Raw genomic sequence first — 13,021 nt, forward strand, 5'->3', positions numbered from 1 at the left:
CGGTAATTATACTGAATCTGTGAGATCAATAAGAAGGATTGTTGGAGGTGATTAATTATCAAAACCTTGTGGATATTTCCAGGCCAAGGCGGCCAAAGAAGTGGGATGTTAAGTGAAGTTCCACCGGAAATGATTCAACGAGTAAAAAAACTAACTGGTGTTGAATTGAAAGATACAGCGGAAGCTTACCAAGATTCAATTCAGATCCAATTAGGAATTTTATTATTACAATTATTTGATATTCGACAATTGAAAGCAATCCAGCAAAAGCCTGATGCCGTTGCCGGACACTCACTAGGAATTTTTGCAGCTGCTGTGGCGGCAGGAGTTATTAGTGAAGACGATGCAATTAAGATTGTTTATGTTCGTTCAACCGAGATGCAAAAATCGTATCCAACTGGATACGGCATGGGTGCAATCGTTGGTTTAACAAGAAAAGAAGTTTCTACTTTGGTGAAGAAGATTAATAGTGATCAGCAGCCGGTCTTTACTTCTAATCAAAATTCGGAATTGCAAACTGTTATTTCGGGTTCATTAATTGGAATAGATAAAGTCCTAACTCTAGCTAAAGAAACTGGGGCACAAAAGACTGTTTTATTGAAAGTTCCTGTACCATCACATTCTCCGCTGATGCAAAAGGTTGCAAATGTCTTGAAGCAAGAATTATCTAAAGTGGAATTGCATGATCTGCAATGTACATATTTAGCTAACTACAATGGTCACGCAAGTAAAAAGGTGACGGAAGTTAAATATGATATGATCAACAATCTTGTTCATCCCGTCTATTGGGACACAATGATGGACGTAGCATCAGAGTTAGGTGTTGACACAACACTAGAAGTTCAACCTGGACAAACCTTTACCAAATTGGTTAAGAGCAAGTTCCCTGATTTTAGAACTATCACCATGAAAAATATGAGTCTTGATGATATTGAATTTTTGTTAAAAAAATGGAAAAGAGGATAATCAATGGCTAATAGAAGTTGGACCCAAAACCGTGATAATAAAGCCGCTAAGATGGCAAGTATTTCATCACTTTTGGATGGAAAATTAGTTAAAACAGAAAACGCTAAAGAATTATTAGAAAGCATTATTAAACCAGGCGACAAGGTCGTTTTGGAAGGAGATAATCAAAAGCAAGCCAGTTTCTTATCTGAGACCTTAGCTTCAGTTGATCCTGAAAAAGTACATGATTTACACATGATTATGTCAAGTGTGTCACGTCCAGAGCATTTGGATATTTTTGAAACAGGTATTGCTAAGAAGTTGGATTTCTCATTTGCAGGACCACAAAGCACTAGAATTTCACAAATGATTGCTGACGGAACAATGGAAGTTGGTGATATTCATACTTATTTGGAATTATATGCTCGTCTATATGTTGACCTGATTCCTAACGTAGTTTTGGTAGCTGCAGATAAGGTTGACCGTGAAGGTAATCTCTATACGGGTGCTAATACGGAAGAGACACCAGTAATTGTTGAATCAGCCGCATTTAAAGATGGAATTGTTATTGTTCAAGCAAATGAAATTGTTGATAAAGTTCCACGTGTTGATATTCCTGGTGATTGGGTTGATATTGTTATACCCGCTGACGAGCCTTATCAATTGGAACCTCTATTTACAAGAGATCCACAAAATGTCACAGAATTACAAATTCTTATGGGAATGATGGCAATTCGTGGAATTTATGAAAAACACAATGTACAAACAGTTAACCACGGTGTTGGTTTTAATACTGCTGCTATTGAACTCTTATTACCAACTTATGGTGAACAATTAGGTTTGAAGGGTAAGATCGTACCTAACTGGGAAGTTAACCCTACGCCAACTTTGATTCCAGCAATTGAAAGTGGTTGGGTCAAAACAATTCACAGTTTCGGTGGTGAAGTTGGTATGGAAAACTATATTGCTCATCGCCCTGACATTTTCTTTGTTGGGAAAGATGGTAGTATGCGTTCTAACCGTGCCTTTGGTCAAATGACTGGTCAATATGCTTTGGATATGTTTGTCGGTTCAACATTGCAAATTGATAAGTATGGTAACTCTTCAACCGTAACTAATGGTCGTCTATCTGGTTTCGGTGGTGCTCCTAACATGGGTAGTAATCCACATGGTCGTCGTCATTCAACACCAGCTTGGCAAAGCTTGCGTCCTGATGATGATCCATTAGGTAAAGGTCAAAAATTAGTTGTACAAATGGTTGAGACTTTTGGTTCAAATAAGAAGCCAGTCTTCGTTGATCATTTGGATGCTGAAGAGGTTCAGAAAGAGGCTAAGTTGGCTAATGTACCGATTATGATCTATAGCGAAGATACTACACATATTGTTACTGAAGAAGGTATTGCTTACTTGTACAAGACTGACAGTATGGCTGAAAGACAAGCCGCTATTGAAGCTATTGCTGGCGTCACACCGGTTGGTTTGAGAAGCAATCCTAAACAATTAAAAGAATTACGTGCTAAAGGTATTGTGGCCCTCCCTGAAGACTTAGGTGTTCACCGTAGTGAAGCTAAGAGATCTCTTCTTGCCGCACAAAATATGGATGATCTAGTTAAGTGGTCTGATGGACTCTATAATCCACCGGCTAAATTCAGAAGTTGGTCATAGTTAATGATTGAAACTGAATATTTAAAATTAGCTCAACAAGCAGTAACCGCATTGAAATGGGAAGTATCATTTTCGCCTAAACCGGGATTGGTTGATGCAAAGTCGAATGGGTCCCATACGGATATGGATATCGATTTGTTTTATAGATCTGCCGATAGCTTGTTAGCTGGTTTTGAAGAAATGATTCGTGTTTCATATCGACATCCCTTAGACCTAAACTTACGTGAAGAAGTAGGTCGCATAGGTCGTATGTCTGAAAAGGATATGTTTAAAGCAACCAACGGAATTAATACTCATAAGGGAGCTATTTGGAGTATGGGGCTTTTGATCAGTGTAATTAGTAGTCTACAAACAAATGATTTGGAAACTATTTTCGCTGGGGTCAAAAAATTATCGAGAATGCCTGATAAATATGCCCCCGTAACCCAGAAAACTCATGGGATGATCACTAAACAAAAGTACGCTTTGAATGGCGCTAAAGGTGAAGCTCAAAGTGGATTTGCTAATGTATCTAAAATATTGAGTTTTCATCCAGAAGCAGACGATTATGATATTTGGCTTAAACGATTATTGCTTTTGTACAGCAATGTTAATGACACAAATGTTGTATATCGTAGTAATTTACAAGTTTTACAACAATTTCAAACCTTGTCAGCAGAAATTGTTGTTTCTAAACAGTCTGTATTAGACAATCCAAAATTTCGCATCCTTAAAGAATTTACAAAAGAATACAATATTTCACCCGGTGGCTGTGCAGATCTATTCGCTGCAAGTTACTTCTTAAAACATTTAAATTAGAAACGGAGAAAAAAATGGAAAAATTACATTTTAATTTCGATACAACTGATGCAATTGCTAAACCAGTCCATGTTGGAGTTGTTGCATCTGGTGATCTCGAAGTTATTTTTAGACCAACAGATAAAAAAACAGAAGTTAATATCGTAACTGGTAGTGATGGTTTCAAAGAAGTTTGGGCAAATGTCTTGAAACGTTTCTTTGACAGATATCCAATTCAAGCCAATATTGAAATTAATGACTTTGGTTCAACTCCAGGAGTTGTTAATCTTCGTTTAACTCAAGCATTGGAGGAACTAAAAGATGAAAAATAGTTTTGTTGAATTACATGCGCGTGAACGTGCACTTTCATTGTTAGATGCTGGTACTTCCAAGGAAATGGTTGGCCCACTTGATGATATGATCTCACCTCATTTGGAACCTCAAAATATTGTTCCAGAGAGTGATGATGGAATTGTTTTGATGAAAGGTAAAATCGCTGGTAATAACGTTTTAGTTGTTTCTATTGAAGGTAAATTCCAAGGTGGTGGTATCGGTGAAGTCAGTGGTGCCAAAATTGTCGCAGCATTGGAAAAAGCCCTAGAAGATAACAAGAATGGTAAAACCATTTATCCAATCATCATTTTAGATACTGGTGGTGTTCGTCTACAAGAAGCCAACTACGGATTGTTATCTATTTCAGAAATTCAAAATGCCGTTATTGCGTTGAAGAAGTATGTTCCAGTAATTGGATTAGTACCAGGACGTGTTGGATCTTTCGGTGGTATGTCAATCACAGCTTCAATCTTGTCATATTTGATTGCTACTAATAAAGCTAGAATTGCTTTAAATGGACCAGAAGTTATTGAACAAGAAGCTGGTGTTCGTGAATTTGACTCTAGTGATAAAGATTTGATTTGGAACACTTTGGGTACTAAACAAAGATTGGCAACCGGTTTAGTTGATGAAGTTGTTGATGATACGGTTGATAATATTAAAAATTCAATCATTAATGAAATTAAGACTAAAAAAGATGCTCATCGTACTGAAAATGTCGATTTCTATCTCAGCTTGTTAGATCAATTAGATTTGAGTAAGAAATTGGATATTGAAAGTTACAATAAACTTTATAAGAATGTTGAAGTAACAAAACATGATATTCCGGAAGCTGTAGCTGGTTCTGAGGAAGGTACTAAGAGTCGCGGTCGAGTTTGGTTTGAAAAGATGACTGGTATCAAGAATGCTACTAGTTCCGTTTCAACCGTTTTGCACGCACAAAAAGGCGGCAAAGAGTATGTTGCTATCGTACCTGATGCTGATAATGATTTTCCACGTGTTAGAAATGGTGAAGTTGGTTTACAGGAAGGCTTTGCAGTTGCTAGTGTTATTAATAAAGTAGTTGCTGAAGATAAGGATAAAGATGTTAAACGTCCAATTATTTTAATTGTTGATGTACCTAGTCAAGCCTACGGCTATCAAGAAGAATTGATCGGTATCCATGTTGCCTTAGGTTCTAGTGCAGCAGCTTATGCTAAAGCTAGACAAGCAGGTCATCCTGTAATTGACTTTATTCCTGGTGATGCTGTATCCGGTGGTTTCTTAGCTCACGGCTTACAATCTAATCGCATGATTGCTTTGGATGATGATTCTATCACTATTCAAGCTATGTCAAAGGCTAGTGCAGCTCGTATTACTCAAAGAACTATTGCCGAACTAGAAGAAGCTACAAAGCATGTTCCAGCTATGGCTTATGATATTGATAACTATGAAAAACTTGGTGCTTTGTACAAGTTAGTTAAGGGTATCGGTTCATGGGAAGCTACTGGTGAAAATGTTGCAAAGATCAATCAAATCATTGATGGTGCTATCGATGGTTTAAACGGTGATAGAACGTTACATTTCCGTTATGAAACACCAATTGCTAAAGAAAGTGGACGTAAGGCAACCTTAAAAGTTCGTAAACTAGTTGATGAACAATGGTAGAAATTAATCCGCATGACTTGTTAAAAATCGACTCTATTTCAGCTTTGTCAGAGGAATTGCCAAGCTGGGCTAATTCTATTTTTCCCAATTCCTTAACAGTTGTGGTGAGACGTAGTCCTATGAGAGCAGGGAGAATTCCCGTTGGCGTTAGAGGGATGAAACGGGAACATCGTTTTGCAACATATGTTGATCCTAAGGATGTACTTAAAGTTACGACACCCTATGAATTGGTCGAAAGGAAAGCTTGGAAAAAAACTATTCCAGAGCGCCAAATACTACCGGCTATTAAGGCATTACCAAAAATTAATGAAGTTTTACATAATTATCATTGGGGAATCAGTGGCAGTGTTGGTTTTGAATTGGCAACTGGTACTCGTGCAGCTAAAATGACAAGTGATTTAGATTTAGTTTGGTTACCAGAACATTCAATTAATAAGAATGAGGCTAGTTCGTTATTGAAAGAATTGAATCAATTTGGTATTCACGCAGATTTACAGGTTATTCAAGGGAACAATGGTTTTTCTTTGGAGGAGTACGCAAATAGTACTTCAACCATTATGATGAAAACTTTAGAAGATCCCATTTTAGTGAAAGATCCCTGGCTAAAATAAAAAATTCCATCAATCTAGATAGGTTGGTGGAATTTTTATTTCTAGTGGATAAATGTGTTTTTGTGCAATATAGTGAATAAAGAATGTTTTTTGACGAAAATAGTATTGAAATCTAGGGGAGAGAGATACATGGAACTAGTTACAAATGATGGAGTACGACTTAATTATCAAGTTCATGGTCAAGGACAACCAATTATCTTTGTTGAAGGATTTGGTGGATATCAAGAAATTTGGAATTTACAAGTAGAATATTTTTTGGGGATGCGTTATCAAATAATTACGTACGATCATCGTAATCACGGACAATCGGAACGAACTGATAAAAATCTAACACTAAAACAATTAACAGATGATTTGGAAACCTTAATTGACTACTTAAAATTGGATGCTCCAATATTAATAGGTCATTCAATGGGAGCTAGTGTCTGCTATAGTTATTTACAGAGAAATAATAAAGTAAAAGCAGTCATGGCGATTGATCAGTCTCCCAAAATGTTGAATGATAAAAATTGGACATATGGTTTTGAAGATATAACAGCTGATAACTTTCAATCTAAATTGGTTCAAAAAAATAATGTTCATGAAACCTTGCATGGATTAGATAATCGAGTTTTCGAGGATTTAAATCAGGCCAAGGCCATGCATCCATTTGATAGGGAACGAACTTTGCCGTTATTGTTTGATCATGTGCAAAAGGATTGGCGAAGTGTACTCACTAATACGCAGGTACCAGTAACCTTGATTGTTGCTAAGCAGAGTCCATATTTTGACTACCGCTTTGGTGAAGTAATGGCAAAAGCCAATCCTAAAGTTAAGACATTTACTATGAATAATAGTGGTCACGATATTATGGCTGAAGTTCCTGATGAATTTAATCAAGTTTTACGTCATTTTGTCCTTAGTAGCTGTAGAAAATAAAAGCAAGATAATCCTAGGAGTAAAACCCGAAAGATTATCTTGCTTTTATATAGAATAATTCTTGTTATAGGTATAAAACAATTTAAATGTTGAATTATCAACACTTATAGTTAGGACTTTGTGAAACAATTATGCGCCACGTGGGAGTCGAACCCACATCCCAGGAACCGGAATCCTGTGTGCTATCCATTACACTAGCAGCGCAAGCACAATATAATTTTAGCTCATCATAGGGTAAAAAGTAAATCTCTAAAAAAATTAATATAACTTTCACTTTTTATCGCATATCACTTGAAATATTCACAAGAGAGTTTATACTATTAGTTGTGCTTAGGAGATGAGATTTAATCATCTGGGCTTTTATTTTTTGAGTACATGGGTCGTAAACAGACATACAGGGACAGTACTTGCCCCATGGAGTATATCAAATGACTAATAATGAAGATTTAGAATTGCTGGATTTAGTTGCCCCAGACTTCATTAAGACTCTGGAAAAGCGATTTAAAATACTTCAGAGTATCTCATTAATGGAGCCTATCGGGCGCAGAGTGTTGGCTGATGATCTTAACATTACTGAACGTGGGTTAAGAACAGAGACTGACTTGTTGAGAAAGCAAGGTTTGATTATTTCTTCGAAATCTGGAATGTCTTTGACAAAGACAGGTAGCGACGTTGTAATTAGATTGACGGATGTGTTGGCTGACTACCAGGGAACTGCCTTATTGGAAAAACAATTGAGTAGTAAACTTGGAATTAGTAGATGTATTGTTTTACCAGGTAATGCTGATAAACAGCATCGTGTAGTTGATTCATTCGGTAGAAGACTTAATCAACTTTTAGGAACACTGTTGCCGACAGGACAATCGATGATTTCTGTCACGGGTGGTAGCACCTTAGCTCAAGTTGCAAGAAATCTTTCATCTGATTTGTCGAAGAACCGTCAACTGGTATTTTTACCAGCTCGCGGTGGTGTTGGTGAGTCAGTTGCAATTCAAGCTAACAGTGTTTGTGCGGAAATGGCTTCTAGAACACAGGGTCAGTACCGGGCATTGTATCTTCCAGAAGATATTTCTGAAAAAAGTTTTGAATCTTTGCAAAAAGAGACTTCAATTAAGTCGGTTCTTGATTTAATATATAGAAGTAATGTTGTTATTCACAGCATTGGCACCGCAAGCGTCATGGCTGAGAGAAGAAATCTTTCTTCTAAAGAACAGAATGTGGTAGACAGTGGAAGAGCTGTTTCAGAAGCATTTGGTGATTTCTTTGATCAAAATGGTAAGCTTGTTTATAAGGTACCTAGGATTGGACTTCATGTCCGGGACCTTGATAGAATAGAATATGTGATTGCAATTGCTGGTGGCGAGAGTAAAGCTAATGCAATTCAATCATATATGAAAAACGCACCTCATCATACAATCTTAATTACTGATGAAGGTGCCTCAAAACTGATTTTAAGGGATAACCCTTTAAAATAATATTTTTTTATTTCCTGAAGGAGGAATTTTTGTATGACTACAAAAGTTGGTATTAATGGATTTGGCCGTATCGGTCGTTTGGCATTCCGCCGTATCGCTGCACTTCAAGCAGCTGGCAAGACAGATTTGGAAGTTGTTGCAATTAACGATTTAACTTCACCTGCTATGCTTGCTCACCTATTGAAGTATGATACAGCTCATGGTAACTTCGAAATCGATAAGATTGAAGCTGCTGACAACGCTATCGTTGTTGACGGTAAGAAGATCCCTGTATATGCTGAAATGAACGCTGCAGACCTTAAATGGGTTGCTAACGACGGTGTTGATATCGTTCTTGAATGTACTGGTTTCTACACATCAGAAGAAAAAGCACAAGCTCACTTGGATGCTGGTGCAAAACGTGTATTGATCTCAGCTCCATCAGGTGCTATGCCTACAGTTGTTTACGGTGTTAATGATGACATCCTAACAAACGACGTTAAGATCGCTTCAGCTGGTTCATGTACAACAAACTGTCTTGCACCTCTAGCAAATGCCGTAAACGAAGAATTCGGTATTAAAGCTGGTACAATGACAACAATCCATGCTTACACAGCTACACAAAAACTTCAAGATGGTCCAGAACGTAAAGGTAATGTTCGTGCTGCACGTGCTGCTGCTGCTAACATCATCCCTCATTCAACTGGTGCTGCTAAGGCCTTAGGTCTTGTTGTTCCTGCATTGAAGGGTAAGCTTGATGGACATGCACAACGTGTTCCAGTTATCACAGGTTCAGTTACAGAATTAGTTGCAACTCTTGGTAAAGAAGTTACAGTTGACGAAGTTAATGCTGCAATCAAGAAGTATACAGAAAACAACCCTTCATTCGGTTACAACGATGATGAAATCGTATCTTCAGATGTTATCGGTACATCATTCGGTTCAATCTTTGACCCAACACAAACACAAATTGTTGGTAAGGGCGACTCACAAGTTGTAAAGACTGTTGCTTGGTATGACAATGAATCAGGATTTACAGCACAAATGGTTCGTACACTTGAAAAGTTTGCTACATTAGACTAATTCATTAATCTAAACTAGTAATCACGAAAACCTAATTTAGTGTGATTTAAATTGGCGGAGGGAGGAAAACTCCTTCCGCTTTTTTTTAAGGAAAATATTGGAGGATTTATTTACAATGGCTAAACTTATTGTTTCTGACGTTGACGTAAAAGGCAAAAAAGTCTTAATGCGTGTTGATTTCAACGTTCCTATTAAAGATGGTGTTGTCGGCGATACAAACCGTATCGTTGGTGCTATCCCAACAATCAAATATGTTTCAGAACATGGTGGAAAGGTTATCTTGCTATCTCACTTGGGTCGTATTAAGAGTGACGAAGACAAGAAAGCTTTATCATTGAAGCCAGTTGCTGCTAAACTTCAAGAATTAAGCGGCATGCCTGTAGAGTTCGTACCAACTAACGAAGGTAAAGAACTTGAAGATGCTATCAACAATCTTAAAGACGGTCAAATCCTATTGATGGAAAATACTCGTTTCCAAGATATCGATAACGACTTCGGCAAACGTGAAAGCAAGAACGATCCTAAACTTGGCGAATACTGGGCATCACTTGGTGACGTATTTATCAACGATGCTTTCGGTACAGCCCACAGAAGCCATGCTTCAAACGTTGGTATTTCAACAGCTATGAAGGCTGCTGGTAAACCAGTTGCTGCTGGTTTCTTAATGGAAAAGGAAATCAAGTTCTTAGGTAACGCCGTTGACAATCCTGTACACCCATTCGTAACAATCCTTGGTGGTGCAAAGGTTTCAGATAAGATTGGTGTTATTGAAAACTTAATTCCAAAATCAGACCACATCTTAATCGGTGGTGGTATGGCTTATACATTCTTAGCTGCTCAAGGCCACAAGATTGGTAAGTCTCTATTCGAAGAAGATAAAGTTGAACTAGCTAAAGACCTCCTTCAAAAAGCTGGCGACAAGATTGTTCTTCCTGTAGATCATATCGTTGCTAAGGAATTCTCAAACGACGCTGAAGCTACAACAACAGATGGTGTTGACATTCCTGATGATGAAATGGCTCTTGATATCGGACCTAAGACAGTTAAATTGTTCCAAGACAAGTTAAAGGGTGCAAAGACTGTTGTATGGAATGGACCAATGGGTGCATTCGAAATGAGCAAGTTTGCTGAAGGTACACTAGAAGTTGGACGTGCTATGGGTAGCTTGACAGATGCTATTACTATCGTTGGTGGTGGTGACTCAACTGCTGCTGCTAAGAGTCTTGGCATTGCTGATAAGCTAACACACATCTCAACTGGTGGTGGTGCTTCACTAGAATATCTTGAAGGTAAAGTATTACCTGGTATCGACTCAATTTCAGATAAATAATTATTATTTTTCAGAGGAGAATTAATTTATGCGTACACCTATTATTGCGGGTAACTGGAAGATGAACAAAAATCCTAAAGAAACCCAAGAATTTTTAGACGGTATCAAAGGTAAGTTGCCAGAATCTGGCGTTGAAACTATCATTGGTGCTCCAGCCATCGATCTTACAACACTTGTTGCAGGTGCAGAAGGCACACCATTGAAGACAGCTGCTGAGAACTCATACTTTGAAGATGCCGGTGCATTTACTGGTGAAACTTCACCTAAGGCACTTGACGAAATGGGTATCGACTATGTAATCATTGGTCACTCAGAAAGAAGACAATACTTCGGTGAAACTGATGAAGACATCAACAAGAAAGCTCTTGCTATCTTGAAGAACAACATGCTACCTATCATTTGTTGTGGTGAAACTCTAGAACAACGTGAAGCTGGAAAAGCTGAAGACTGGGTAACAGGTCAAATCGAAAATGCTGTTAAAGGCATTTCTGCTGCTGACTTAGCTAAATCAGTTATCGCTTACGAACCAATCTGGGCTATCGGTACTGGTAAGACTGCTACTGCTGATCAAGCACAAGAAATGGTTCACGTAATCCGTGAAAAGATTGCTAGCTTGTACGATGCTGACACTGCTGATAAAGTACGTATCCTTTACGGTGGTTCTGTAAAACCTGCTAACGTTAAAGAATTAATGGCTAAAGAAGATATTGATGGTGGACTTGTTGGTGGTGCATCAATGGATCCAGAATCATATATTGCTTTGGCTAACTTCAATAAATAATTAGTTTTATATAAGTTATTTATTTTAAGTGCCAAAAAGGTTAAAATTGTGTTGTATTAAAATCATAAAGGAGATTTTTAAAATATGTCTGTAATTACTGATATTTTAGGCCGTGAAGTTCTTGATTCACGTGGTAACCCAACTGTTGAAGTTGAACTATATACTGAACTAGGTGGCTTTGGCCGCGCACTTGTTCCATCAGGTGCTTCAACTGGTGAACACGAAGCTGTTGAATTACGTGATGGCGACAAATCACGTTTTGGTGGTAAAGGTGTTCTTAAAGCCGTTGCTAACGTAAACGACAAGATTGCTAAAAAGGTTATCGGCATGGACGTTACTGACCAACGTGCCATTGACCAAGCTATGATCGACCTTGACGGTACACCAAACAAGGGTACTTTAGGTGCTAACGCTATTCTTGGTGTTTCACTTGCTGCTGCTCGTGCTGCTGCTGATGAATTAGGTCTTCCATTGTACGAATACCTTGGTGGTCCTAATGCTCATGTATTGCCAACACCTATGATGAACGTTATCAATGGTGGTAAGCATGCTGATAACAACGTTGACTTCCAAGAATTCATGATTGTACCTGTTGGTGCAAAATCAATGCGTGAAGCCGTACGTATGGGTTCAGAAACTTTCCAATCATTGAAGAAGGTTCTTGAAAGCCGTGGCTTGAACACAGCTGTTGGTGATGAAGGTGGTTTCGCTCCTGACCTTGAAAACAACGAAGCTCCATTCAAGATCTTGGTTGAAGCTATTGAAAAAGCTGGTTACAAACCTGGCGACGACGTTGCTATTGGTTTTGACTGTGCTTCATCAGAATTCTACAACAAAGACACTCACAAGTACGAACTAAAGGGTGAAGGCGAAAACGGTGCTGTTCTTTCAACAGACGAATTTATCGACTTGCTTGATGGTATCGTTGACAAGTACCCAGTTGTTACAATCGAAGATCCTATCGATGAAAACGAATGGGAAGACTGGCAAAAAGTTACTGCTAAACTTGGTAAGAAAGTACAACTTGTTGGTGATGACTTGTTCGTTACAAACACAGACTACTTGAGGAAGGGTATTGAGATGGGAGTTTCAAACTCAATCCTTATCAAGCTTAACCAAATCGGTACACTTACAGAAACATTCGAAGCTATTGAAATGGCTAAAGAAGCTGGCTTTACAGCCGTTGTTTCTCACCGTTCAGGTGAAACAGAAGATACTACAATTGCTGACCTTGTTGTTGCTACAAACGCAGGTCAAATCAAGACTGGTTCAATGAGCCGTACAGACCGTATTGCTAAGTACAACCAATTGATGAGAATTGAAGATCAACTTGGTGACCAATCAGAATACAAGGGTATCAAGAGTTTCTATAACTTAAACAAATAATTACTTTTAAGTAATTGATTAAAACAGCCTTAGGGCTGTTTTTTTTGTGTCTTTTTTTTTGTACAATATATAAGTAGATCATAAATAGTTG

General features: G+C 38.0%; 12 protein-coding genes and 1 tRNA gene. 12 read left to right on the forward strand and 1 reads right to left on the reverse strand.

What is annotated here, in order from left to right:
* The first annotated feature begins 66 nt into the window (after positions 1-66).
* The 7 genes from ACI6PB_RS03770 to ACI6PB_RS03800 all read left to right on the forward strand — a co-directional run bounded on the left by ACI6PB_RS03770 (position 67) and on the right by ACI6PB_RS03800 (position 6,896).
* Positions 67-966, forward strand: a complete 900-nt coding sequence (locus ACI6PB_RS03770) for an ACP S-malonyltransferase (RefSeq protein ID WP_404327786.1) — start codon at positions 67-69, stop codon at positions 964-966.
* A 3-nt stretch (positions 967-969) separates the two neighbouring features.
* Positions 970-2,610, forward strand: a complete 1,641-nt coding sequence (gene mdcA / locus ACI6PB_RS03775; protein ID WP_404327787.1) for a malonate decarboxylase subunit alpha — start codon at positions 970-972, stop codon at positions 2,608-2,610.
* Positions 2,611-2,613: 3 nt separating this feature from the next.
* Positions 2,614-3,408, forward strand: coding sequence for a triphosphoribosyl-dephospho-CoA synthase (locus ACI6PB_RS03780; protein ID WP_404327788.1), 795 nt, complete (start codon positions 2,614-2,616; stop codon positions 3,406-3,408).
* Between the two features lie 14 nt (positions 3,409-3,422).
* Positions 3,423-3,719 carry a malonate decarboxylase subunit delta gene (locus tag ACI6PB_RS03785; RefSeq protein ID WP_025085080.1) on the forward strand — a complete coding sequence of 99 codons (297 nt, stop codon included), beginning with the start codon at positions 3,423-3,425 and terminating at the stop codon, positions 3,717-3,719.
* On the forward strand, positions 3,709-5,367 hold the full coding sequence (gene mdcD, locus ACI6PB_RS03790; RefSeq protein WP_404327789.1) for a biotin-independent malonate decarboxylase subunit beta: 1,659 nt from the start codon (positions 3,709-3,711) through the stop codon (positions 5,365-5,367). The genes ACI6PB_RS03785 and mdcD overlap by 11 nt, the downstream gene beginning before the upstream one ends.
* Positions 5,361-5,978 (forward strand): malonate decarboxylase holo-ACP synthase, encoded by a 618-nt coding sequence (locus ACI6PB_RS03795; protein ID WP_025085078.1) that lies wholly within the window; start codon positions 5,361-5,363, stop codon positions 5,976-5,978. The genes mdcD and ACI6PB_RS03795 overlap by 7 nt, the downstream gene beginning before the upstream one ends.
* 129 nt (positions 5,979-6,107) lie before the next feature.
* Positions 6,108-6,896, forward strand: coding sequence for an alpha/beta fold hydrolase (locus ACI6PB_RS03800; protein ID WP_025085077.1), 789 nt, complete (start codon positions 6,108-6,110; stop codon positions 6,894-6,896).
* A gap of 132 nt (positions 6,897-7,028) precedes the next feature.
* Here ACI6PB_RS03800 and ACI6PB_RS03805 read toward each other — a convergent pair.
* Positions 7,029-7,100, reverse strand: a tRNA-Arg gene (locus tag ACI6PB_RS03805).
* Positions 7,101-7,324: 224 nt separating this feature from the next.
* Between ACI6PB_RS03805 and ACI6PB_RS03810 the strand changes: the two genes are divergently transcribed.
* The 5 genes from ACI6PB_RS03810 to eno all read left to right on the forward strand — a co-directional run bounded on the left by ACI6PB_RS03810 (position 7,325) and on the right by eno (position 12,930).
* Complete coding sequence (locus tag ACI6PB_RS03810; RefSeq protein ID WP_025085076.1) at positions 7,325-8,371, forward strand: sugar-binding transcriptional regulator; 1,047 nt, start codon at positions 7,325-7,327, stop codon at positions 8,369-8,371.
* A gap of 33 nt (positions 8,372-8,404) precedes the next feature.
* Positions 8,405-9,433 (forward strand): type I glyceraldehyde-3-phosphate dehydrogenase, encoded by a 1,029-nt coding sequence (gene gap, locus ACI6PB_RS03815; protein ID WP_054643117.1) that lies wholly within the window; start codon positions 8,405-8,407, stop codon positions 9,431-9,433.
* Between the two features lie 115 nt (positions 9,434-9,548).
* Positions 9,549-10,763, forward strand: coding sequence for a phosphoglycerate kinase (locus tag ACI6PB_RS03820; RefSeq protein ID WP_056955957.1), 1,215 nt, complete (start codon positions 9,549-9,551; stop codon positions 10,761-10,763).
* A gap of 28 nt (positions 10,764-10,791) precedes the next feature.
* A complete protein-coding gene (tpiA, locus tag ACI6PB_RS03825) occupies positions 10,792-11,544 on the forward strand; it encodes a triose-phosphate isomerase (protein ID WP_025085074.1) in 753 nt (250 codons plus the stop codon).
* Between the two features lie 84 nt (positions 11,545-11,628).
* Positions 11,629-12,930: a phosphopyruvate hydratase gene (gene eno / locus ACI6PB_RS03830; protein ID WP_025085073.1), complete on the forward strand. Its 1,302-nt coding sequence runs from the start codon at positions 11,629-11,631 to the stop codon at positions 12,928-12,930.
* Positions 12,931-13,021: the final 91 nt, after the last annotated feature.

It is taken from the genome of Companilactobacillus paralimentarius, from assembly GCF_963227125.1.
In the GTDB taxonomy this organism is placed as follows: Bacteria; Bacillota; Bacilli; order Lactobacillales; family Lactobacillaceae; genus Companilactobacillus; species Companilactobacillus paralimentarius.